The organism is Clostridium sp. JN-9, from assembly GCF_004103695.1.
In the GTDB taxonomy this organism is placed as follows: Bacteria; Bacillota; Clostridia; order Clostridiales; family Clostridiaceae; genus JN-9.
This window is the reverse complement of record NZ_CP035280.1, coordinates 2468476-2492525: the sequence shown is the minus strand read 5'-3', so window position 1 is coordinate 2492525 and position 24050 is coordinate 2468476. Positions and strand designations below refer to the sequence as shown.

The 24050-nt window shown below is 34.4% G+C and carries 21 protein-coding genes, 3 pseudogenes and 1 riboswitch; of the genes and pseudogenes, 22 read left to right on the top strand and 2 right to left on the bottom strand.

Features of this window, described 5'->3' with window-relative positions:
• Positions 1-31 precede the first annotated feature (31 nt).
• The gene (locus EQM05_RS12015; RefSeq protein ID WP_128750257.1) at positions 32-283 is read right to left on the bottom strand and encodes a hypothetical protein; all 252 of its coding nucleotides are present in this window, start codon (positions 281-283) and stop codon (positions 32-34) included.
• A gap of 411 nt (positions 284-694) precedes the next feature.
• Here EQM05_RS12015 and EQM05_RS12010 point away from each other — a divergent pair, with 411 nt between their 5' ends.
• The 11 genes and pseudogenes from EQM05_RS12010 (at position 695) to EQM05_RS11960 (ending at position 11893) form a co-directional block, all read left to right on the top strand.
• Entirely contained in the window at positions 695-2047 is a 1353-nt protein-coding gene (locus EQM05_RS12010) for an MATE family efflux transporter (RefSeq protein WP_128750256.1), read from the top strand.
• 164 nt (positions 2048-2211) lie between these two features.
• Complete coding sequence (locus EQM05_RS12005; RefSeq protein WP_128750255.1) at positions 2212-3393, top strand: hypothetical protein; 1182 nt, start codon at positions 2212-2214, stop codon at positions 3391-3393.
• On the top strand, positions 3390-3806 hold the full coding sequence (locus EQM05_RS12000; RefSeq protein WP_279222141.1) for a hypothetical protein: 417 nt from the start codon (positions 3390-3392) through the stop codon (positions 3804-3806). Before EQM05_RS12005 ends, EQM05_RS12000 begins: the two co-directional genes overlap by 4 nt.
• A 316-nt stretch (positions 3807-4122) precedes the next feature.
• Complete coding sequence (locus EQM05_RS11995) at positions 4123-4518, top strand: MarR family transcriptional regulator (protein ID WP_347560234.1); 396 nt, start codon at positions 4123-4125, stop codon at positions 4516-4518.
• 188 nt (positions 4519-4706) lie between these two features.
• Positions 4707-5060 carry a carboxymuconolactone decarboxylase family protein gene (locus EQM05_RS11990; protein WP_128750254.1) on the top strand — a complete coding sequence of 118 codons (354 nt, stop codon included), beginning with the start codon at positions 4707-4709 and terminating at the stop codon, positions 5058-5060.
• A 45-nt stretch (positions 5061-5105) separates the two neighbouring features.
• Positions 5106-6818 (top strand): dihydrolipoyl dehydrogenase, encoded by a 1713-nt coding sequence (lpdA, locus tag EQM05_RS11985; RefSeq protein ID WP_128750253.1) that lies wholly within the window; start codon positions 5106-5108, stop codon positions 6816-6818.
• Positions 6811-7797, top strand: a complete 987-nt coding sequence (locus EQM05_RS11980; protein ID WP_164917282.1) for a lipoate--protein ligase — start codon at positions 6811-6813, stop codon at positions 7795-7797. Before lpdA ends, EQM05_RS11980 begins: the two co-directional genes overlap by 8 nt.
• Before the next feature lie 130 nt (positions 7798-7927).
• Positions 7928-8536: a PRC-barrel domain-containing protein gene (locus EQM05_RS11975; protein ID WP_128750251.1), complete on the top strand. Its 609-nt coding sequence runs from the start codon at positions 7928-7930 to the stop codon at positions 8534-8536.
• A complete protein-coding gene (locus tag EQM05_RS11970) occupies positions 8487-9737 on the top strand; it encodes an Nramp family divalent metal transporter (protein WP_128750250.1) in 1251 nt (416 codons plus the stop codon). The genes EQM05_RS11975 and EQM05_RS11970 overlap by 50 nt, the downstream gene beginning before the upstream one ends.
• An 87-nt stretch (positions 9738-9824) precedes the next feature.
• A riboswitch (NiCo riboswitch) is annotated at positions 9825-9921 on the top strand.
• Between the two features lie 116 nt (positions 9922-10037).
• A pseudogene (locus EQM05_RS11965) lies at positions 10038-10950 on the top strand (cation diffusion facilitator family transporter).
• Between the two features lie 109 nt (positions 10951-11059).
• Positions 11060-11893, top strand: coding sequence for a deoxyribonuclease IV (locus EQM05_RS11960; RefSeq protein WP_128750249.1), 834 nt, complete (start codon positions 11060-11062; stop codon positions 11891-11893).
• A gap of 117 nt (positions 11894-12010) precedes the next feature.
• Here EQM05_RS11960 and EQM05_RS11955 read toward each other — a convergent pair whose 3' ends face one another.
• Complete coding sequence (locus EQM05_RS11955; RefSeq protein WP_128750248.1) at positions 12011-12280, bottom strand: ribosomal protein L7/L12; 270 nt, start codon at positions 12278-12280, stop codon at positions 12011-12013.
• Between the two features lie 507 nt (positions 12281-12787).
• On the opposite strand from EQM05_RS11955, the gene EQM05_RS11945 reads away from it, so the two are divergent.
• From EQM05_RS11945 to EQM05_RS16255, 11 genes and pseudogenes are all read left to right on the top strand, one after another.
• On the top strand, positions 12788-13228 hold the full coding sequence (locus EQM05_RS11945; RefSeq protein ID WP_128750247.1) for a hypothetical protein: 441 nt from the start codon (positions 12788-12790) through the stop codon (positions 13226-13228).
• A 1078-nt stretch (positions 13229-14306) separates the two neighbouring features.
• Complete coding sequence (locus EQM05_RS11940; RefSeq protein WP_128750246.1) at positions 14307-15065, top strand: ABC transporter permease; 759 nt, start codon at positions 14307-14309, stop codon at positions 15063-15065.
• On the top strand, positions 15058-15777 hold the full coding sequence (locus EQM05_RS11935) for an ABC transporter ATP-binding protein (RefSeq protein ID WP_243108062.1): 720 nt from the start codon (positions 15058-15060) through the stop codon (positions 15775-15777). The genes EQM05_RS11940 and EQM05_RS11935 overlap by 8 nt, the downstream gene beginning before the upstream one ends.
• 20 nt (positions 15778-15797) lie before the next feature.
• On the top strand, positions 15798-16808 hold the full coding sequence (locus EQM05_RS11930; RefSeq protein WP_128750244.1) for an NrtA/SsuA/CpmA family ABC transporter substrate-binding protein: 1011 nt from the start codon (positions 15798-15800) through the stop codon (positions 16806-16808).
• 162 nt (positions 16809-16970) lie between these two features.
• Positions 16971-18224 carry a transposase gene (locus EQM05_RS16275; RefSeq protein ID WP_128749244.1) on the top strand — a complete coding sequence of 418 codons (1254 nt, stop codon included), beginning with the start codon at positions 16971-16973 and terminating at the stop codon, positions 18222-18224.
• Positions 18225-18496: 272 nt separating this feature from the next.
• Positions 18497-18844 (top strand): annotated as a pseudogene (locus EQM05_RS16270) (Ig-like domain-containing protein); the annotation flags it as partial.
• A 15-nt stretch (positions 18845-18859) separates the two neighbouring features.
• Positions 18860-19288, top strand: a pseudogene (locus EQM05_RS16265) (choline-binding protein A); the annotation flags it as partial.
• Positions 19289-19717 (top strand): L,D-transpeptidase, encoded by a 429-nt coding sequence (locus EQM05_RS16260; protein ID WP_347560233.1) that lies wholly within the window; start codon positions 19289-19291, stop codon positions 19715-19717.
• 145 nt (positions 19718-19862) lie between these two features.
• Complete coding sequence (locus EQM05_RS11915) at positions 19863-21602, top strand: lectin like domain-containing protein (RefSeq protein ID WP_164917281.1); 1740 nt, start codon at positions 19863-19865, stop codon at positions 21600-21602.
• 99 nt (positions 21603-21701) lie between these two features.
• Positions 21702-22235 (top strand): hypothetical protein, encoded by a 534-nt coding sequence (locus EQM05_RS11910; protein WP_243108061.1) that lies wholly within the window; start codon positions 21702-21704, stop codon positions 22233-22235.
• Between the two features lie 80 nt (positions 22236-22315).
• Entirely contained in the window at positions 22316-24025 is a 1710-nt protein-coding gene (locus EQM05_RS16255) for a SpoIID/LytB domain-containing protein (RefSeq protein ID WP_128750241.1), read from the top strand.
• Positions 24026-24050: the final 25 nt, after the last annotated feature.

The window sequence follows — 24050 nt, the reverse complement described above, 5'->3', positions numbered from 1 at the left end:
AGATAAAGACGTTGTGTCTTTTTAGTTTATTTTATTTGTTGTTTGAAGATAGTGGTTGAGCCTCTGAAACTAAACCACTATTTTCTTTTGCTTTTTTATTTCCCTCAATATCAATTGATGAATCGAAGTCTACTTTTCCGTCCTGCAAATCTGTTTTTATATTTGTATCTGATTTTAAACGAAAGTTCTCCTGTTTATATATTATAGTACCCCATATAATACAGAGTGCTATTATAACAAACCCAATAACTCCCGCTAATGCAATTATACTTATGTCATTCATTTACTTTTATCTTCCTCCTGTGTAACCAAAGACACAACGCCTCTACCCACATTAAACAACACAGGAGAACCATAAAAACAGAAACAACTAAATAAAACATGTTAGTAAAGCAGGTTTATCCTGCTTCTTTAATACCTTTACATTATATAATAAATAGCAGCAACTTACAATTAAGAAAAAGTATTAAAGTTAAGGTATTTGTTTTCACCAGTTTTTGTAAAGTACATGGTCCCTTGTAAAACTTGGAAACAAGGCTGACAATTTTTGTTTTTAATTGCTTTTGGAATGTATTGTAATAGCATTGTGAGACGCATATAATTATAAATTAGGGGGCAGGAAGTGATTAGGTACCTAACCTTTGTAAATTTTACCCATACTAAAGACTATAGAAGGAAAGGAAGTGAGTGACTTATGAGTTCTCAAAATCGTAATATAGATATGTGCAATGGTCCTCTGCTAAATAAGATCCTTATATTTTCACTGCCAATTATGGCAATGTATGTACTTCAGCTCATGTTCAATACAGCTGATATGGTAGTAGTGGGGCATTTTTCAGGCAGCAACGCGCTGGCAGCAGTAGGTGCAACAGGTTCACTGATTAATCTTATCATTACATTGTTCATGGGCTTATCAGTAGGTACCACAGTAGTGGTAGCACGGGATTTTGGTGCTAATCGTCCTGATGGGGTAAGCAAATCCGTGCATACTTCCATAGCCATCAGCATCATAGGTGGACTCATTGTTATGGTTTTAGGCATAGTCCTTTGTAAGCCTTTGCTTATAATTATGGGAACTCCTGAGAACATTATAGATCTTTCTGTATTGTACATGAAAATTTACTTCATAAGCACTCCTGCCAATATGGTATTCACATTTGCAGCAGCTATCCTTCGTGCGGCAGGTGACAGCAAAAGGCCAATGTATTACCTTATCATAACAGGTACTATACATGTGATATTCAACTTATTTTTCGTTATAGTGCTGCATATGAGCGTAGCAGGAGTAGCATTTGCAACGGTGATTTCCGAATATTTATCTGTGGTGCTTATTATGATGTGCCTGTCAAGATGTGACGGAGCAATACGCTTTGTACCAAGCAAGATGCATATTGACAGGGATAAGCTGAAGGATATTGTAAAGATAGGTCTGCCTGCTGGAATGCAGGGAATGCTTTTTTCTATTTCCAATGTACTGATTCAGTCAGCTGTCAATTCATTTGGATCCAACATGGTGGCTGCCAGTGCAGCAGCAGGTAATATTGAAAACTATGTGGGCACATCAATGATTGCTTATTATAATGCAGCTCTGGCCTTTACAGGACAGAACATGGGGGCAAAGAAGTATGACAGGATTGATAGTATTGCAAAGGTGTGTACAGCATTAGTCTTTATCACATGGATTATTCTTGGCGGTGCCACAGTACTTTTTGAAAGACCTCTGCTTGGAATATTCACTTCTGACCCTGAGGTAATTAAGCTTGGAGTGCTTCGACTGAATGTTATGATGGCTGCATTCTTCACCTGCGGAATCATGAATGTATATCCTGGTCTCACTCGAGCCATGGGATATTCTATTTCACCTATGATTTCCACCCTGGTAGGTGCATGCCTTATGAGAATAGTCTGGCTGGCTACAATTTTTAAATGGCATCCTACAGAGATTGTGCTATTTGCCTGTTACCCTGTTACCTGGGCACTGGCTGGACTTGGACAAGTAGGCATATTCTTTTATGCAAGACGCAAAATTCGAAAATCTGCATCATAAATCTTCGATATATTCAATTTTAATCTATTCACAAGCTGAAATATACTATATAATTATATTAACATATATATTTTGCTCCACAGAAAGTAAGTATCTACACAGGCACAATGTAATGCTTTTAATGCAAAGTATATATTATATAGTAATGGAGGTATGTATTAATTATGAAGCTAAAAAAACTTTCGGCACTGATTTCTGGTGTACTTGTTAGTACCATGGTTTTAAGCGGATGTTCCACTGAAGAAAATGCACTTTACAATGCATTTAATAAGTCACAGACAGTAAATTCCATGGAATCAACAACAACTGTTAATCTCAACATAACAGGTACAAATCTTTCTAATCAGGAAAAACAATTTCAGCCCACCATTGATATTATAAATGGTTCAGGCATTACTATGACAACTAGAACAAGCCAGAATGCAGACAAGACAATTGGAAGGGCCCAAGGGGATATTAAAATAAGCGGAATACCTATGGATATGGACATGAGCTTTTGGGCAGATACTAATATAACAGGGGACAAGCCTCTCATAACAGAGGTTGTAAAACTTCCCGAAATTGCAACAAGCAGTTTACCTGATCCATATAAGGGAAAGCCATATATGGTAATGGATATTAACAGCTTAAACAATACTTCAGGGGAACCACAGATGGATTTCAGCAAGGATTTTCAGAGTAATCTCATTGCGTTTATTGATCAATATGCAAAGCAGTACGATCCAAACTTAAATCTTGTAACAAAATTAGATTCTCAGAATTATGAAATAAAATTAACTGATTCCTCATTTAAACAATTATTAAAGTATACAGTGGATAATTTTTCATCAAATGCAGATGCAGTTAATTTAATAAAGGATTATATAAAAGCAGTTGCTCAAGTAGGAGGAGCTGCAGATACTACTGAGCTTAATAAGATTTTGGACGAGCTTCCAGCAGTTCTTAAAAATGCAAGTGTTGTAATAGATAAGCTGCAGAATGTAACTTTAATAGGGCCTAAAGGTATAGACATTAAATATACACTTAATAATGAAGGATATATAATCAATGAAAATGCAAATTGTGAATTTGTTATAGACATACCTGCTTTAAGCAAGCTGGCAGATGGATCAGATTCAAGTACACAAACATTAACAGGAATATATACCGTAGATTTATCAACAAATACTAAAATAGATAAAATTAATCAGCCCATTACAATTAATATGCTAAAACTAGATGCATCAAGTTCATTTAGCTATGCAGATTTAATTGAAACACTTTCTGCTCCTTCAAATTTAAAACCAGGCTGGAATAGTATTAATGGAAAATGGTACTACGGAAAAGATGATGGAACAGCAAAATAGGCTGGCAGCGAGACGGAGGCAAATGGTACTATCTTCAAAGCAATGGAGTAATGAAGACTGGCTGGCAGTTAGATGGAGACAGCTGGTACTATCTGCAAGGCAGTGGAGCAATGAAGACAGGATGGCAGTTAGATGGAGAAAAGTGGTATTATCTTCAAGGCAGTGGAGCAATGAAGATAGGATGGCAGTTAGATGGAAATGACTGGTATTATCTACAAGGCAGTGGAGCAATGAAAACAGGCTGGCAGCTGGATGGCGGCAAATGGTATTATCTCCAAAACAGTGGGGCGATGAAAATAGGCTGGCAGTTAGACGGAGAGAAATGGTATTTTTTAAAGACTAATGGAGAAATGGCTGCCAACACAACAATAGGCGGATATAAGTTAGGCAGAGATGGGGCATGGATTAAATAATTAAAATTAGAAATTACTATGGGAGACAAACTCCTGTAGTAATTTTATTTATATAAGTCAGCGAGGTTTTGCTTTAGCAAAACAAGCCCAGAAAATAAATTAGTTTTATGACGCAGGGAATAAAACTCACCTTAAACTCTTAACTCTTAACTTTTAACTCTTAACTTTTAACTCTTAACTTTTAACTCTTAACTGTTAAATAGTGTTGCACTTAACATTATTTAATGGTAAAATTTTTTGAACAAGGGTTTATTTCCTTAGGAAAGTATAAGGGGATGTAGTCATGTCTTTTAATCTTGATAACTGAGTTGGATATATAACTGAGAATGGCGTTAAGCAAGTCTCAGAGGCCTTCAGTCGAAGGCTTGAAAATACAGGTGTAACACGTATACAATGGATTGCACTTTACTATGTAAAAACTCATGGTGCAATTTCTCAAAGGGATTTATCAAATTTAATGAACGTTAAAGATTCAAGTGCTGGAAGACTAATTGATCGTTTGGAGAGAGACGGATTAATTAAAAGAGAAAGAAATAATAATGATAGAAGAGTTATATACATAAAGCTTACTGATAAAGGTGATAAGCTCATTTCGGAATTAATTCATTATGGCACTGAATTTAATGCGGATTTGGTAGAAGGTATTGATGAACAGGATCTTATAATTTATGACAGGGTATTAAAGAAAATGATTTCAAACGTTACAAAATAATTATACAAAAGAATTCACCTGCTTGTACAGCCAAATGCGCTGGAAAGCAGGTATTTTTTATTTTTGTCATAAAAAATGTTATTTTTATAACGAAAACGTTTGAAATTTAACAAGTACTTTGATATAATAATATCAAAACTTGCTATACTTAACATTGCATATGCAAGTAATTTAAGGAGGAATAAAAAATGGCTTATAATGTTAGAGAATTACTCAATTCATTTGTGGGAGGACTTGATGAAGTAGGAAAGACAAATCCAGATCAAGTAAACGCCTTCATGGGATTACTTGGCGCAGCATATGAACCAAATGCACTTGACGTAAAAACAAAAGAATTAATAAGTGTAGCAATTGGATGCTTTACCAGATGTGAATACTGTATTGTATATCACTCATACAAAGCCTTTGAAGCAGGAGCAACAAAAGAGGAAATAATGGAAGCTGCTATGGTTTCAGTAGCCTTTGGCGGAGGACCATCAATGGCATATTCAGTAACATTACTTAAAGAATGTATTTCCGAATTTGAAGGAGATTTTAAATAAAAAGGGCTTTGCCCTTTTTTCATTATAATTTTGGAGGTATTAGAAATGAAATATGATTTGATTATAGAAAAACTTTCTGGAAATGCTGCTACGGGAAAGGTTGGAAAGATAAAGAAAAGGTCAGGGGATACAATAAATCCCGGAGATACAATATTTACTATTGAGTCAGGCAAAGGCACCACCAAGTATGTGTCAAAATATAAAGGTGTAGTGGAAGAATTATCTATTTCAGAAGGAGACACAATAAAAAAGAACCAGATTATAGGTAAAGTTGAAGGAGAATTAATTGAGGAGGATAAATCCCCCAAATATGCTAAAAAGTCAACTTACAGCTTTGGATTAGCCAAGCCACTGCCTAAAAACTATGAAGCAGATGTAGTTGTTATTGGAGGAGGCCCAGGAGGTTATGTTTCTGCCATCAGGGCAGCTCAGGGGGGCAAAAAGGTCATCATTATTGAAGAAAGCAGGCTTGGAGGAACATGCCTTAATCATGGATGTATTCCAACAAAGGCCTTAGTCAGCAGCGTAGATGTTCTTGAGAAAATAAAGAATGCAAAAAGCTTTGGGTTAGAAGTTCAGGACTATAAGTTTTCTCTTAAAAAAATAATGAAAAGGAAAAATGAAGTAGTTGATACATTGGTGTCAGGAATTGAACATCTGATGAAGGCTAATAAAATAGAATATATAAATGGTAAAGCGCAGATTAAGGATTCACAAACAGTAACTGTGCAAAATAAATTAATTGATGCAACCATTTGCTTTAGTAAATTAATTATTGCTGTAGGATCTAAAACAGCCAGTATTCCTATAGAAGGAGCTGACAGTGATGACATTCTTACAAGCCAGGAATTACTGGAATTAAAGGAAGTGCCATATTCTATTACAATCATTGGCGGCGGCGTTATAGGCATGGAATTTGCATTTATTTACAGTGCTTTAGGCTCAAAGGTAAATGTAGTAGAATTCTTACCGCAGATTTTAAACAATGTGGATGAGGATGCAGCTGATGTAATAAAAGATAGTGCTTCTAAAATGGGTATTAACCTTTATGAGGGTGCCAAAGCCATGTCAATTAAAACATCATTGGATGGAAATAAAATTGTTGAAATTAATAAAGACAATGAAACAAAATATTTAACCAGTGAAAAAGTGGTTATGGCTGTTGGAAGAAAAGCTAATCTGGGATCTCTTGATTTAGAAAAGCTTCAGGTTAAGCTCAATGAAAGACATAATGGCATCATGGTGGACGAGTATATGAGGACAAGCAATCCTAATGTATATGCAATAGGTGATGTAACTAACAAAGTTCAACTGGCTCATGTGGCTTCTCAGCAGGGCATAGTAGCTGCAGATCACATTAATGGCAGGGAAAATAAGATGTGTTACGATTTAGTTCCAAGCGCAATATTTACTATGCCGGAAATAGGACAGGTTGGACTAACTGAAAAAGAGGCTGTTTCAAGAAAGCTTGACTTTATAACTTCAAAGTTTCCTTTAATGGCAAATGGTAAAGCACTGGCTATGGGAGAAACTGATGGATTTGTTAAGCTTATTGCTGATAAAGCAACTAGAAAAATAATTGGTGGAACAATTGTTGGAGTTCATGCCACAGATATGATCAGCACTATAAGTAATATTATGGCTTCTGGATTAACTATAGATAAAGCTGCAGATGTAATTTATGCTCATCCAACTATATCTGAATCCATACATGAAGCACTATTAATGCTAAACGGAGAGGGTATTCATTTTGCATAATCAATTTAAGATATATCTATCAGAGTCATTTGATCCAAAATTCAATTTATCTGTGGAAGAATGGCTTATGAAACACAGCCAGCCAAATGATGTTGTTATGTTTCTCTGGCAGAATGCAAATACTATTGTTATAGGAAGAAATCAGAACCCATATAAAGAATGCAGCATCAAAAAGATTAGGGATGATGGTGTGCAGTTAGTAAGAAGATTATCCGGCGGAGGAGCTGTATTTCATGATAAAGGCAATTTGAATTTTACTTTTATAGCAGCTGATGCAAATTACAATGTAGAAAATAATATGAATGTGATTTTAAAGGGACTTTCCATGTTTGGTATTCATGGATGCTTTAATGGAAGAAATGATTTAGTGATACAGCAGCGTAAATTTTCCGGTAATGCCTTTTTTAGCGAAAGTGGCATGAACTGTCATCATGGAACTTTACTTGTAAATGTGGATTTTCATAAGATGTCAAAATATTTAAATGTATCACCTTTAAAGCTTCAGTCAAAGGGCATTGATTCAGTTGCATCCAGGGTAGTTAACCTTAAGGATATTTCAAAAGAAATAACTATTAATAGTTTAAAACATGCTTTGATAAAAAGCTTTAATGATTTCTATAAAACCAATGCTGAAATCATTAATATAAATGAAGGAACCATAGATGTAACGGATTATATTAAAAAGTACAGCTCATGGGAATGGAACTATTCAGAAAGTCCTGATTTTAATGTAACCCTGGAGGAAAAATTCAGCTGGGGTCTTATTGAGATTTATGCAGTAGTTTCAGATGGAATAATCAAAAACTGTAAAATCTACACAGACTCAATTAAGCTGGAGGACTTTCATAAATTAGAAAAAGCCCTTGAAAATGAAATGTTCAAAGCAGAAAATATGACAAAGGTTATTAAAAGTTCCATAAAGGATAACCAGATAATGATGGATCTGTGTAAGCTTATAAATGATAAATTAAATAATTAGTACAACTATTTAAATTCCAGTAAAATAAAATTTTCACTGGGATTTTTTTGCATAAATATAACTCATATTTAAATAGCATTAGCAATATTGCAGCCAGGGCATATTATATTTGTGTAAGGAAGTGAGTGCAATGCAGCTTAAAAGCTTTTATTTCAGTAGAATATTAGGAAATAAAATTTATACTTCTCATGGAAAAGTAATTGGAACTTTAAAAGATCTGGCAGTGGATATAAATTATAAAAACCCCAAAATTGCTATTGCTGCTGTTAAAACAAAACAGGGATTGAAATTTATAGATTTTAACAATATTACTGTTTCTAAAGAAAAGGGTCAATATGTTTTAATATGCAGTAAAGTTCAGGAAAGAAACTTAGGCAGTAACATGCTGCTTAAAAAGTATATTTTGGACAAACAAATTATAGATGTTAATGGCAGAAAAGTAGACAGGGCTAATGATATAAGGCTGACTGTTTCATCAACAGGCATGTTCATAGCAGCTGTTGATATTGGTATGGATGGCTTATTAAGGAGAATTGGAATTGCCAAGCCATTAAAAAAGTTAGGCTTTAAGGTATCAAGTAAATTAATGCTGTGGGATAACGTTGAAACAGCTTTTACATCAAAGGATATCTTACTGTCAAAAACCTATAATAATATGAACCTGATACAGATAGCAGGGGGTGAAAAGGGTGAATGCAAAAAGAAAAAACTGGAGGGAAGATTTATTAATATTTTTTAGCGTTGTAGGCCCTGGAATTATAACAGGCAGTGTAGATAATGATGCAGGAGGCATAACAACATATTCTATAGCAGGTGCCACCTATGGCTATAAACTGCTTTGGTCATTAATTCCATGCTTTATAGTACTTCTTGTAGTTCAGGAAATGAATGCGAGAATGGGTATTGTAACTGGAAAAGGCCTGGCAGATTTAATTAGGGAGAATTTTGGAGTAAAAGTAACATTTTTTATATTCATAGGTTTGATTATTGCTGATATAGGAAATACAGCTACTGAGTTTGCAGGTGTTGCAGGGAGTATGCAGGTTTTTGGAATAAGCAAATATATATCTGTGCCATTGGCAGCCATTGCAGTATGGATTCTGGTTGTGAAGGGCACATATAAATCTACTGAAAAGATATTTTTAATATTCAGCATGTTTTTGTTATCATATATTGGTTCTGCATTTCTTACTAAACCGGACTGGCATGAAATAGGTAATTCCTTAATCCATCCTGCCATTGAAACCAGCTTTGATTACATAAGCATGGTTATTGGTATGGTGGGAACTACTATCGCTCCCTGGATGCAGTTTTATATGCAGTCTGCAGTTATAGAAAAAGGTCTTAAGATTAAAGATTATAAATATGAATTCTGGGATGTAGCTGTGGGCAGCGTTATTACAGTAGTAGTTGCTTTCTTTATAATTGTAGCCTGCGGTGCAACACTAAATAAAAGCGGAATTAAAATAGAACAGGCTAAGGATGCTGCTGTAGCACTTAAACCGCTTGCAGGAGCTTTTGCTTCTCAAATCTTTGCTTTTGGACTTTTTATAGCTTCTATTTTTTCAGCTGCAATACTGCCATTGGCCACAGCATTTTACATTTGTGAAGCTTTTGGTTTTGAAGCTGGTATAGATAAAACGCTAAAGGAAGCACCTGAGTTTTTCACACTGTTTACTATAATAATCATTATTGGTATCTCAGTCATATTGATTCCCGGAGCACCTTTAATTCAGATAACATTATGGTCCCAGATTATAAATGGTATATTGCTGCCTGTGGTTTTAATTTGTATGATGCTTATGGTGAATAATAAGGATATAATGGGCAGGTACGTAAATGGAAGTATTAAAAATATAATTGGATGGGCAACAATTGTAGTTTTAATACTTTTAACGGTTATATTAACCCTTGAGCCTATTATAACAGCTTTAAAATAACATAAAAAGTAAAATTCTTATTGACAATTGAACAAAGATATATTAATATATGAGTATTTAATAACTCTTTGCACTGCATATAAAACTACAGTACAAACTGAGCAGGCGATGAACTAATTATTTAGTTTATGGGGCCGGGCTGATAGAAGCAATAGAATTGTAAAACAATACCTGTGGGACAGTACGTATTTTCCACAGGTATTTTTATGCTCATTTTGAAATATAGAGGTGTTTTAGAGCTCTTAAAAATATATTTTTAAGTTAACCTGTATTTGGTTAATTTTAATGGGGGCAATTAGCATGAACAGCAAAACAAAAGTTGCAAGACTTTCAATAATTTCTAATTCAATTCTTATAACCATTAAATTGTTTATAGGAGCATTAACAGGCTCAGTAAGCATAATATCAGAGGCCATACATTCCATTATGGATTTGATAGCATCTGTAATAGCTTTTTTCTCTGTAAAGGTATCAGATAAACCTGCTGATGAAAAGCATCCTTACGGTCATGGAAAATTTGAAAATATATCAGGTGTTATAGAATCCATCTTAATTTTTATAGCATCCTTTATAATAATAACGCAGTCAATTAAAAAAATAATGCACCCTGCAGCATCAAACAATTTCTTTGCAATGGGATTCATTGTTATGTTTATTTCAGCAGGTATTAACTTTGTGGTTTCAAATAAAATATATAAAACAGCTAAAGAGGAGGATTCTGTGGCCCTTAAGGCAGATGCACTGCACTTAAAAACCGATGTATATACTGCTTTAGGGGTTGGCACCGGACTTTTGCTGATATGGATTACAAAGCTTAATTTTCTGGATCCTATTGTAGCTATTTTAATAGCAATGTTTATATTAAAAGAGGCCTATGGAATGCTTAAATCTGCATTTGAGCCTTTGCTGGATGTAAGCTTATCAGAAGAAGAAATAGATATTTATAGAAAACTCAATAAGTGATTATAAGTCCGAATACTGCAATTTTCACAATTTAAGGACAAGAAAATCAGGAAGTACAAAGTATATTGATCTACATCTGGTTGTTCCTGAAAATATGTCTGTAAAATCTGCACATAATATATGTGATGAAATAGAAGGGAACATAGAGCATTCCATGAAAAACACGGAGGTTATGATACATCTGGAATCCTGTACTGAAAGCTGTGATAAATGCAGATATTCTGAAAAAAAAGAATGCAAAGCAATATAGCTGATTTTTAATATTCTAAGTACTGCTGGCTTTTCAGTAGTACTTTTTGTACATTAAAATGATATAATCTTATTTATAATTACAACTTTTAGAAGGAAGATGATATATTATGTTAAATATAGGCTGTCATTTATCAGCATCAAAAGGTTATAAGGCCATGGGACTTACGGCGCTTAATATTGGTGCAAACACATTTCAGTTCTTTTCAAGAAATCCAAGAGGAAGCAAGGCAAAGGAAATGGACCCTGAGGATGCAAAGGCTCTTATGGAAATAGCAAAGGATAATAATTTTGCTCCAATACTGGCACATGCTCCATATACATTAAATGCATGTTCAGCAGATGAGAGTATAAGAGAATTTGCCATGCAGGTTATGGAGGATGATTTGAGAAGAATGGAATACACCCCAAATAATCTTTACAACTTTCATCCTGGAAGTCATGTAAAGCAAGGGGTAGAGGCTGGAATAGACTACATTGTAAAAATGCTGAATGCCATTTTAAAGCCTGATCAAAGTACCACAGTTCTCCTTGAAACAATGGCAGGCAAGGGAACAGAAGTAGGAAGAAGCTTTGAAGAAATAAAGCAGATTCTGGATGGGGTCAAGCTTTCTGATAAAATGGGAGTATGCCTTGATACCTGCCATATTTATGATGCAGGCTATGATATAGTTAATAATCTGGATGGTGTGTTGGATGAGTTTGACAGGGTTATTGGTCTTAAAAGACTTAAAGCAATTCATTTAAACGACAGTAAAAATCCATTTTCAAGCCATAAAGACAGACATGAAAAAATAGGACAAGGTTCACTTGGAAAAGAGGCCATATTTAGAATTATCAATCATCCAAAACTAAGAAATCTGCCATTTTATCTGGAAACTCCAAATGAACTTCCTGGATATGCAGGGGAAATTAAAATGCTAAGAGAAGCAAGCAACCAATAACTACAGTTGAAAGTTATGAGTGGAAAGTTCACAGTTGTGGATGAATTTTCTCCGTTACACTGCGAAAAATCTTTAATTTATATAAATAAGGTAAGTCTTGCTAAAGCAAAACTTACCTTATTTACTTAAAGAATCAATATATTCCTTTGCTTCTTTCAATCCCAATCCAGTAGCAATTCTATATTTTTTTATTGCTTCAATTTTTTTACCTTCTAAAATAAGGCTTTTTAGTTCATCCGTTATTGTATCAGGTACTCCAACCTGCTTAGCAATCTTATCTAAATTTATATTTATTCGTGTTATATCACTTCGCATCTGGCTAATACTACTTACTATCCATAATGATAATTCCACTGCTATAAGTCCAAAAATAGTTAAGTAATTCATAATTAAACTCCTCATTATTATAGTTGAAAGTTACAAGTTGAAAGTTCACAGTTGTGGATGATTCTTCTCCGTTACACTGGGTCAAATCTTTAATTTATACAAGTTAGCTATGTTTTGCTTCAGCAAAACGAGCCTAAAAAATAAATTAGTTTTGCGACGTAAGGAGGAAAACTCACCTTTAACTACAGTTGAAAGTTGTGAGTGGAAAGTTCACAGTTATGGATAATTTTTCTCCATTACACTGCGAAAAATCTTTAATTATATAAGTTAGCTATGTTTTGCTTCAGCAAAACATAGCCTAAAAAATAAATTAGTTTTGCGACATAAGGAGGAAAACTCACCTTAACTTTTAACTCTTAACTCAAAACTTTTAACTGTAGAAGCTTTTACTGTTAAGTTTCTTTTCCATCTTAACATAAGAATCACTTTCTTACCATACATATAAAATAGCCTGCATTTTTAATACAACTATCGAAGATTTATATTGTTTGAAGGAGAACTTAAAAAATGAAGAAAAAAATATATAATAAAAAAGGATTTTTTAGTGGAATCATAAGCTTGCTATTAGCTGTAACGTATATTATAACTGCCATTATTAAAGACTATTATCAAATGAATACTATAAGCCTATGGAAAAGTATTATTCTTTCTATTTTACTGATACTTATTGGAGCTTCTTCCCTTTATAGAAGTTTAAATTATGGATGTACAAAAGAAGATAGACAAAATGATGATGAAAGAGAACAATTAATTTCATTTAAAGCAAACACTACTGCATTAAAAATTACAATAGTATCCTGCTTCATTTTTATGTTATTGTTTATGATAGCATTTGCTATAACCAGACATAACAGCTTCATTGGTGTTTTTATAGGAATTTGCCTGATATTTAACATTTCAATGATTTCACAAATAGCTGCTTATGTTTATCATGACAGACATAATTAACAGTTGAGAGTTATGAGTTGAAAGTTCACAGTTATGGATGATTTTTCTACGTTACACTGCGAAAAATCTTTAATCTTTAATCTTTAGTTTTAAGTTAGCAGATAGTATATAGCTATTCCGAAAATAAAAAATCGTCTATTAATCATTAATTTTGTTAAAAAAATAAAACTTTAATAAAACCCAATGTTTAAACTTTTTAAATTAGGCAATATAATATATAGATATATATTTGTTAATTAAACTGAAGCTTCTTGAATAGTAACCAAATATCCAAGGGCTTCTATTTTTTGTGCGTCCAGCAAAGCTGGACTATGCTTACTGGTGAAAGTCCAGTCAAGGTAATCGTCAAGGAGCCTTGTAGTTAATCACCATGCGTAGTAGAAATACTGGGTATGAAGCGTGAAGATAATGTAACTCGAAAGAGTGCTAACAAGAATACAGGTCGTAATATAAAATGAACTCTGCCGTATCGTTAAGTAGCACCTCTTTATAAATAAAGGGGCAAAAGAATGCTGAGCCTTGAGAAAATGGGCGAAAGCCATGGAAGGTGTGCAGAACTTGAATAACAGCACTGAGGAATTCTTCGGTATAAGGGAGACGACATGTATTTATAGTATAGTTCGGAACTGGAGAGACCTTCCTTTGCATGATTATAACCATAAAGAGAAGACATATAAGCTGAATTAGCGAAATTGTTATTCTGCAAAGAAGGAGTCGGAGGAGCTTATAGTACCAATGATAGTATAGACATCAAAACTATGCTTAGGAAAGGAGCTCTACTTTATTCATATTTTCAGAGGAGGTAAGAATGAGTGAATGCGAAAGCTAACAACACCATAGATAAAGTTCGAGAACTTCAAAGAAAATTATACCTAAGTGCCAAGACCAATAAGAAAAGACGTTTTCACGCACTCTATGACATTGTTGTTTTGCCCTTAGACAAAACTTAAATTTAAGATTTTCTGCCAAAGCAGAAAATCCACATTATTTATTCTTTAATCTTTATTCTTTAATCTTTAGTTTTAAAGTATGTTATAATACTCTAGGAAATTTATAAATTTTTTACTGGAGAGATTTTATGAGAAGGTTAAAAGGAGCAGTACTGCCTGTTATAATTATATTTATATGGTGGGCAGGTTCTGCATTGCATTTATTTAATGATTACATAATACCGGGTCCAAGGGTGGTGGCTGAAACTGCCTATGCCTTGTTACTGAATGGAGTTTTATTAAAAAATTTAGCTGTAAGTCTTCAAAGAGTGTTTTTAGGCTTTATTATTACCTTTGTTATAGCATTTCCCTGTGCCATTTTGGTGGGGATAAATCAAAGGTTTCAAAGCTATGTGGAGCCAATTTTGGAATTTGGAAGACATGTGCCGCCTATAGCAGTTATACCAATGCTCATATTATGGTTTGGAATAGGGGAAACCTCTAAGCTTGCAGTAATTTTTCTTGCTACTTTCTTTCCTGTGTTTTCAAGCACATTAAATGGAATAACCAACTATGATAAAAAGCTCCTGGAGGTTGGAGATGTATTCAACTTCAGCTCAAGAGATAAATTTATAAAAATAATACTGCCACAGGCTGTCCCATCTATACTTACAGGTATTCAGTTAGGTTTGGGCTACAGCTGGAGATCTCTGGTTGCAGCAGAATTAATAGCAGCTTCCTCAGGAATAGGCTATATGATAATGGATGCTGAGCAGCTTTCAAGGCCGGACATTATAATAGTTGGCATAATTTCCATAGGATTAGCAGGGTATGCTATAGATTATATTATTATGAGCATAATAAATTATTATGGAAAAGGGGTGGAACATGGCAGGATTAATGATTAAGGATTTATGCAAATCATTTTACATAAATAATGAGGAAATAAAGGCAGTAAGAAATGTAAATTTAAGCATAAAAAATGAAAGCTTCACAACTATTGTGGGAAAAAGCGGCTGCGGTAAAACCACCCTTCTCAGAATGATATGCGGCTTGGAGACACAAACAAGCGGTGAAATAAATTTTTTAAATGAAAAGGGCGTTGGAAAGGTGGGCATTGTTTTCCAGGAACCTAGATTAATGCCCTGGCTTACTGTTAAGCAAAACATGGCTTTTCCCATTACAAAGGACAGGAATAAAAATAATATAGATGAAACTGTTAATAAATATCTTAATATGTTGGGGCTTGAGAAGTTTAAGGATGCATATCCTTCTCAGATTTCTGGGGGCATGGCACAGAGGGTTTCCCTTGGAAGAACTTTGTGCTATAATCCTGACATAATATTAATGGATGAACCTCTGGGGGCCCTGGATGCTTTCAATAGAAGAAAGCTTCAGAATGAATTTATTAACATTTTTAAAAAATATAAAAAAACTATTGTATTTGTAACACATGATGTGGAAGAAGCAATATATTTAGGTGAAAATGTGGTGATTATGGATCAGGGAACTGTGGTGGAGCAGGTGCCTGTAAATATGGATTATCTAAGAGATACAGCAAGCATTGACTTCATAAAACTCAGAAAGCATATACTTAATAGGATTTTATTAAAAAATTAAACTTTTTTGGAGGATACAAAATGAAAATTTTTAAAAAGACAGTAGCATTACTTTGCATAAGCATATTGACAGCTTCTGCTTTAACAGGCTGTGCTGCAGGGAAAAATCAAAGTAATGCAAATAATCAGCAGAAAAAGGAAACAGTTAAAAACATAAATATTTCTTATGTTAAGGCACCTCTTAATGTGCCATCTATAGTGGAAAAAAAGGAAAACTTATTTGAAAATGAATTTTCAAAAGATAATATAAAGGTTACATTTCCTGAAATAACAGAAGGTTCAAAGATGACTGAAGCTGTGGCTGCAGGATCACTGGACTTCTGCAATGCCATTGGTGCCACATCAGTTATACTGGCAGCAGCCAACGGTGTGGATATCAAGATAATAGGCATGTACAGCAGGGCACCAAAGTCTTTTACTATCATGTCAAAGGACCCTGCTATAAAGACAGCTGCAGATCTTAAAGGAAAAAAAGTAGTGGGGCCAAAGGGAACCATATTACATCAGCTTTTATTAGAAGCACTGAAAAGCAAAAATCTAAAGGCCAGCGATGTGCAGTTTATCAATATGGGAATACCTGATGCAGTAGCAGCAATGATGGGAGGCAGTGCAGATGCAGCTTTAGTAGCAGGAGCAGCTGTGACCCAGGCAGAAGCTAAAGGTGCTCATATTGTAACTACAGGAGAAGGCTTACTGGATGCCACTATTGTAATAGCAGCCAGCGGAGATTTCCTTTCTAAACATGAGGACATTGCAAAAAGATATATGAGTGTTCATCAAAAGAGTCTTGAATTCATGAAGAATAATCCTGATGAAACATATAAGCTTGCTTCAGAGGAAACTAAAATGTCACTGGATCAGGTAAAGCAAATGTATGCTTTGTACGATTTTAATCCTAAAATTACAGATAAGGACATAGAGGATCTGGAAAAGACTCAGGACTTCCTTAAGGAAAATGGAATGCTCACTAAAAAGGTAGACATAAAATCATTAATACATGATCTTTCAAAATCACAGAAGTTTAGCACCTAAAAAAGTTTTAGGGCGCAGCCCGCTGATTTATATTGATTTGCTAGTATTTAATAAAAACATTGTAAAATCCGATTTCTACTGGAAATTATAAAAAAAATTTGCATAATAAAAGCATCCTTTTTATAATAGTTTTGCACAACACAATAGAAAGGATGCCTTAAGATGAATAAAAGTTATTTAAAACAAATGCTCACCTATATTAATAAAGTATACGATATAGGTGAAAAAATCAATACCTTAGAGGATAAAAAGATAAAATCTCTAGTAAAAATTTCAACAATCACCTTTGTAGTTTTGTTTGGATTTATGCTTCAAATAAGAAGTTTCAACAGGTTAGAGCATTGGCTTAAAAAAGGTAAATTTAAAAAAGTATTACCTAAAAACACTAAAATGATTCACATTGATGCCGTTAGGCGCTGCTTAAGTGATTTTGATTTGAATGGTTTGAAAAATATTCATGATAGTATAATTAGAACTACGATAAAAAATAAGATATTTAGAAATGGTACCATAGATGGCTTAAAGGTAGTTGCTGTAGATGGTGTAGAATTATTTGAAAGTGCTAAAAAATTTTGTGACAAATGTCTTTCACGAAAGAATAAGGATGGCACTACTCGTCATTTCCACAGATCTGTAGTTTGTATTACCGTAGGTTCGGATCCCCATGTTATTTTAGGACAAGAAATGCTTGAACCTAAGAAAGATAGTTCGAATAAAGATGAAGGTGAAATCACCGGAGGTATAAGATTAATAAAAAAATTATATCGTAAATATCACCATTTTGCCGATATTATAGTAGCTGATGCTTTATATTGTAAATCTACTTGGATAAAAGAAGTCCTTTCAATAGGAATGAATGCAGTAGTAAGAGTTAAAGATGAGCGTCTTCTCATTGTAAAGGATGCATTAGCTCTATTTAAGCGCCGTGAGGCTGATAAGAAATGGATTGTAAAGCAGGGAAGTAAAGACTATACCAAAATTAAAGCTTGGGATGAAGATAATTTTGAAATATCAGATCCGACTATCAAAGTTAGATTTATAAGGTTTATAGAAGAAATTCATACTGGAGATAAGGTAGAAATTAAAGAAGGCTGGATTATAACAACAGACAAATTTGCCTCAGTAGAAACCTTGTGGAAGATAATGCACAAGAGGTGGGATATAGAAAATAATGCCTTTCATCAGCTTAAAACAGAATGGCATTTAGATCATTGCTTTCTTCATAGCCCTACGGGCGTAGAGACAGTACTGATGTTTATAATTATAGCGTTTAATCTGATGCAGTTATATTTTTTTAGATGTATCAGAGGTTTTAGAAAGAAACGGATGCTTCAAATAGATATTATTGAAGATATAAAAGATGAAAGATTTACTATAGATGACAACTGGAATAATCCAATATTTAAAAAGACTTAATATAAAAATAAAATTGGAAATCGATTATTAAAATTTCTTAGGGTAAGGGTAATTATAACTATTTTTTCGACATATCGGTCTGTTGATTTACCAGCCATGTAAGAAAGTACAATAAAATACAATTCCAGTAAAAGTAAATCTTTTACTGGAATTTAGATGCGAAATCTCTGTCAAAATCATATTAAAATTATAAAAAAAGTGATAATATATTAGAAGTAGAAATATTATTTTAAAAGGGGAAATAATATGCATAATGCATCAAGGGGGTAACCATGAAAAAGGTCTTAAAACTATTTCTAACTTTACTTTTCACCTCATGTATTGCCTTAAGCTCATCTTTAACGGTAATGGCAGATGGCAATGATGTACCATTAGATACAAATGGTATAGCAGTTCCAGTAACTGAAGTTATACTGGACAAAAAGGATGCAGTTCTGGAAGCAGGTAGCACATTAAAATTAAATGCTTCTGTACTTCCGGAAAATGCATCTAATAAGCAAATATTATGGACAACCAGTAATGCTGACATAGCTTCAGTGGATGCAAATGGTTTAGTAACTGCTATAAAGCAGGGAACTGCAGTGATTACAGCTGCCACATCAGACGGACAGAAAACTGCAGTATGTAATGTTACCATAAATGGCTTAAAAGGCTGGGTTAAAACCAATGAAAAATGGTATTATTACGATGCTGCAACAGGCATAAAGAAAACTGGATGGCTTAATGACAAAGGAATGTGGTATTATTTACTGGACAATGGAGAGATGAAAACAGGATGGCAGAAGGTCAATGATCACTGGTATTATTTAAACCAAAATGGGGCTATGGCAATGGGATGGCTTTCTTATAATGGACACTGGTATTATTTAAACCCTAATGGTGATATGGCTGTGGGCTGGATTTATAAAAATGGACAATGGTATTATTTAAATCCAAATGGTGATATGGCTGTAGGATGGATTTACAAAAATGGACAATGGTATTATTTATATTCCAATGGAGCCATGGCCACAGGATGGGTACAGAGCAGCGGAACCTGGTACTGCTTGTACAAAAATGGAGCTATGGCATCAAAGTCAGATATGGAGTCATCATTGAATTCATCAGGCCTAGGCAGTGCAACCAAATATTTTATCACAGTAGACAATAACAATCAGATGGTAAATGTGTATACAGGATCTAAGGGACACTGGTCATTAATAAGATCCATGAGATGTGCATCAGGAACAGCTGCAACCCCAACAGTCAGGGGACTATACAGCATTTATGGAAGAGGCCCTTGGTTTAGAGCTGGAAGCAATACCATCTGCAAATACTGGACAGGCTTTTACGATAACTATCTTTTTCATACAATTTTATTAGACAATAATGGCAATATACAGGATCCAACACTTGGAGTCCCTGCATCTCACGGATGTGTAAGACTTGCTATTGATGATGCATGGTTTATTTATGACAAAATGCCAACAGGCACAAGAGTGTGGTCATACTAATTTATAATCTGGGGAATTTGCATTGCATTTTTATACAAAAAACAACAAAAAGGGAAGATACATTAATCTTCTCTTTTTGTTTACATATGATATAATTATTATAAAGTTTAAATTAATTTAACTTTACATTAAAAGGATGGTAATTATGAAAAAGGGTGCAAAAATAATATTATGTCTGTTTACTGCAGCTTCATTATTGCAGTTCCCTTATTCTGCTAAGGCCGCTGGCAATATAGGTAGTACTTATAATGCAGCTGATATAAGTGAAAAATCTGTTTCATCCTCAGTAAAATCTCCACTTCCTGGAGCAAAGCCGTCTAAATTCAAGATTTTAGATTCTAAAAACAGTTTAAGAAAAAGTACAAGCAATCTGCCTGCATCTTATGATTTAAGAACACTTAATATGGTAACACCTGTGGACAATCAGGGCATTAATGGCACATGCTGGGCATTTGCAGCTACAGGTTCTTTGGAATCCTATCTTCTTGAAAAGGGCTATGGAATATATAATTTTTCTGAAAACAATGTGGTAACAGGAGGCTCTTCACCAGACTATTACGAAATGGGCGGAAATAGGGATATGGCAGCAGCTTATTTTGCCAGATGGTCAGGACCAGTGCTTCAAAGCAGGGATCCTGATTCACTATCAACAATTGTAGACAGAGGTTCTTATACACCTGCATTTCATGTACAGGATGTTATTTATCTTAAGGACAGAAAATCCTCACTGGACAATACAGAGCTGAAAAATCAGATTATCACATATGGTGCTGTAGACAGCTCATTATATTATGATGATTATTATTATAATGACAGCAATTATTCCTATTATGACCCTTACACTTCAGATAGAAATAATGCTAATCATGATATTGCTATTGTGGGATGGGATGACAATTATCCCAAGGAAAAGTTTTTGAATCAGCCTGCCGGGAATGGAGCCTTTATCTGTAAAAACAGCTGGGGAAAAGACTGGGGGGATAATGGATATTTTTATGTATCCTATTATGATGGAGTCATTGGTACAGATTTAACAAGTTTCACTGCAGAGAAAAGCAGCAATTATAACCATATATATCAGTATGATAAAAATGGACTTATTGTAGAAATCCCTGTAAATAGCAATCAGATATGGTTTGCCAATGTGTTCCAAAGCTCTTCCAGCCCTGAAAGTCTGGCTGCTGTAGGCACATATTTCGATTATGAGAACACATATTATGAGGTATACTACAGTACAGGAAGCGACGGGTTTAACAACCTTACTAAAATAAAATCGGGAACTATGGACAAAGGCGGTTATAGAACAATAAAGCTAGACAAACCTCTTAACTTAAAAACAGGTGAAAAATATACTGTAGCTGTTAAGTTAATTTCTCCAGGATATACAGCTGATTTCCCAATTGAAACCAATGACTACACCCTTGGAATAACCGTAGATACAGCCCGTGGAAGAAGCTTTGTATCTGAAGATGGTGTAAACTGGGAAGATGTTAATACATCTGGTATTAACAAAAACGTGGCTTTAAAGGCATATACTGTGAATAGTGCAAGCAGTACTAATGTATCATCTGCAGATATTGAGAATGCATCTAAATGGCCTTCAAAAACCATTACTGATTTAAATAAGGTGTGGAATGTTAAGTTTAGTGATAAACTGAATCCATCCACAATAAACAATAATAATGTATATATTTATGACAGCTTATTTAATAAAATAAATTCCAGTGTGGTACTGGACAGTGATGGAAAAACACTTCATGTAAGCGTTCCATCAGGCACATACAAATTAGGACAAAGCTATACACTGGTGGTAGGCAGCAATGTGGCTTCTGCATCAGGCAGTAAAATACTGAAGCCTGTTGTGATGAATTTTAATGTAAACTAATTATAGGTTAAATTTATATTGATACTAAATTGTAAATTAATATAAAATAAAAATAAGGTATAATTACTTATGACAAATATAATTCTGGGGGGTTAAACTTTGTTTAAAAAGAGAGTTGCAGCATTTTTATTAAGCTTCATAATAACAGCGTCTGCTCTAATGTTTTCAACTTTTCAGGTAAAGGCCAGCGGATGGGTGCAGACTTCGGACAGCTGGTACTACATGAACAATAGTGGGACAAAGAGTACAGGCTGGATACATATTGGAGGAACCTGGTATTATATGAACCAGAATGGTAAAATGGTAACAGGATGGATTAATTTAGGCGGCAAATGGTACTATTTAAATCCTAACGGTTCAATGAAAACAGGATGGCTTTCTTATGGAGGCAAGTGGTATTATTTAAATCCAAACGGAGATATGGCTATTGGCTGGGTTTTATATAATGGTAAATGGTATTATATGAATAAAAACGGAGATATGGCTGTGGGCTGGCTTCAATATAATGATAAATGGTACTTTTTATATTACACCTCAGGTGAAATGGCAGCAAATACAAAGGTAGATATATACAATTTTGATGCCAATGGAGTGTGGGTAAGTACTGATTTAATTGTTACAGGCATAGAATAATAAAGTCAGGCAGCCGCAACTAAATAATTTGCTTTGGGATCTATTTAAATAAATAATTATTAACAGGGGGATTTCTATTTATGGTATTTTCAGTAAAAAGGCAATTTGCAAAAAAAAGCTGTATTAAACATGCTGTCAGATTTTTAATTGCTGTTTTCATTTTTACAATGTTCAGCGGGATTAATGTAAAGGCTGCAGGCAGTGCAACTTATTACAATGGACAGTATGTTAAGGTTGGCTTGGAGAGTATGAAGAATAACAATATTACTGTAACCCTTAATGGAGACTATTACATTAATAATGTGCGTTATAAAGACGGGACAAGCCTTACTCTTTTAAAAAATAATGACAAGATAAATCTAAATGGAATCACAGTGGATTCAGTGAATTTTGTTCCTTCACAAACTGGAAATACAATAAGCATTGGTAAGAACAAATATTTAGGAATTGTTAGTTTTCAAATTAAGAATTCAGCAATTTTACCTATAAATAGTATTTATATAGAGGATTATTTAAAAGGTGTTGTACCCTCAGAAATGTATAGTACTTATAATATTGAGGCGTTAAAAGCCCAGGCAATAGCAGCAAGAAGCTACGCTTTAAGGAAATTAACAAATGGCTATGATTTAGATGACACAACGAACTGCCAGGCATATAAGGGATACTATGGGACATTAACTAATGTTAATAAGGCTGTTGATGAAACCAGGGGAATGGTTCTTCAGTATCAGTCAAATCTTATTGAAGCATTGTATTCAGCCAGTAATGGAGGATACATTGAAGACAGCAGCAATGTATGGTCAGGCTCCTTCCCATATTATAAGGAAAAGCAAGACCCATTTGACCCACAAGACAGCTGGACTAGACAATTTACTACAGCGGATATAGATAAAATTTTAAAAAGTAAAAAACTTATTTCATCCACTGATACATTTACAGGCATCAACACAAATACAATTACCAAATATCAAAGTGGAAGAGTAAGCAATATAGAAATTAATTATGTAAATTCAGCAGGTACACCGCAGATGGCAGCATATTCAAAAGAAAGTGCCAGAATGTTTTTATCATTACCAAGTTCATTATACACTGTAACTTTTGATGGGAAGACCTATACTTTTACAGGTAAAGGAATTGGACATGGTATAGGAATGAGCCAAATTGGTGCTCAGCAGATGGCACTTAGCGGAAAAACATATAGCGATATATTGAATTTTTATTATCCTGGTACAAATGTGGCAAATGTAGCTGGGGATATAATCACACCACCAACACCGCCAACACCACCTGAACCACCTGAACCACCAGCCACACCACCAACACCACCGGTTACACCACCTGAACCACCAGTTACACCGCCAACACCAACTACACTAAATGGCTGGGTATCAAAAGATGGCAGCTGGTATTTGTATGCAGACAATAATTATCTAACAGGGTGGCAAAAAGTGAATAATAAGTGGTATTATCTAGATAGTACAGGTATAATGAAAACAGGATGGCTTAAGGACGGCACAACCTGGTACTTCATGGATAACAGCGGTGCTATGGATACAGGATGGATTAAAGATGGTACAACCTGGTACTTTCTGAATGACAGCGGTGCCATGGCTACAGGCTGGATTAAGTCAGGCGGTAAATGGTACTTCTTAAAATCAAGTGGAGCAATGGCAACTGGGTGGATTCAGTTAGGATCAAAGTGGTATTATCTTTACAGCGATGGTTCCATGGCATGCGGCACTACAATAGGAACCTATAAATTAGATGCCAGCGGTGCATGGATAAAGTAACAAATAAAATAGTTGCGGGAGGCAT

Bases quoted from the DNA above. Each gene is read 5' to 3' on its own strand.
- EQM05_RS11975 (WP_128750251.1), top strand. From the start codon at position 7,928: ATGCAGCTTAAAAGCTTTTATTTCAGTAGAATATTAGGAAATAAAATT.
- EQM05_RS11930 (WP_128750244.1), top strand. From the start codon at position 15,798: ATGAAAATTTTTAAAAAGACAGTAGCATTACTTTGCATAAGCATATTG.
- EQM05_RS11955 (WP_128750248.1), bottom strand. From the start codon at position 12,280: ATGAATTACTTAACTATTTTTGGACTTATAGCAGTGGAATTATCATTA.
- EQM05_RS16260 (WP_347560233.1), top strand. From the start codon at position 19,289: ATGGCATCAAAGTCAGATATGGAGTCATCATTGAATTCATCAGGCCTA.
- EQM05_RS12015 (WP_128750257.1), bottom strand. From the start codon at position 283: ATGAATGACATAAGTATAATTGCATTAGCGGGAGTTATTGGGTTTGTT.
- lpdA (WP_128750253.1), top strand. From the start codon at position 5,106: ATGAAATATGATTTGATTATAGAAAAACTTTCTGGAAATGCTGCTACG.
- EQM05_RS12005 (WP_128750255.1), top strand. From the start codon at position 2,212: ATGAAGCTAAAAAAACTTTCGGCACTGATTTCTGGTGTACTTGTTAGT.
- EQM05_RS12010 (WP_128750256.1), top strand. From the start codon at position 695: ATGAGTTCTCAAAATCGTAATATAGATATGTGCAATGGTCCTCTGCTA.
- EQM05_RS11990 (WP_128750254.1), top strand. From the start codon at position 4,707: ATGGCTTATAATGTTAGAGAATTACTCAATTCATTTGTGGGAGGACTT.
- EQM05_RS11915 (WP_164917281.1), top strand. From the start codon at position 19,863: ATGAAAAAGGGTGCAAAAATAATATTATGTCTGTTTACTGCAGCTTCA.
- EQM05_RS11960 (WP_128750249.1), top strand. From the start codon at position 11,060: ATGTTAAATATAGGCTGTCATTTATCAGCATCAAAAGGTTATAAGGCC.
- EQM05_RS16275 (WP_128749244.1), top strand. From the start codon at position 16,971: ATGAATAAAAGTTATTTAAAACAAATGCTCACCTATATTAATAAAGTA.
- EQM05_RS11940 (WP_128750246.1), top strand. From the start codon at position 14,307: ATGAGAAGGTTAAAAGGAGCAGTACTGCCTGTTATAATTATATTTATA.
- EQM05_RS16255 (WP_128750241.1), top strand. From the start codon at position 22,316: ATGGTATTTTCAGTAAAAAGGCAATTTGCAAAAAAAAGCTGTATTAAA.
- EQM05_RS11945 (WP_128750247.1), top strand. From the start codon at position 12,788: ATGAAGAAAAAAATATATAATAAAAAAGGATTTTTTAGTGGAATCATA.
- EQM05_RS11935 (WP_243108062.1), top strand. From the start codon at position 15,058: ATGATTAAGGATTTATGCAAATCATTTTACATAAATAATGAGGAAATA.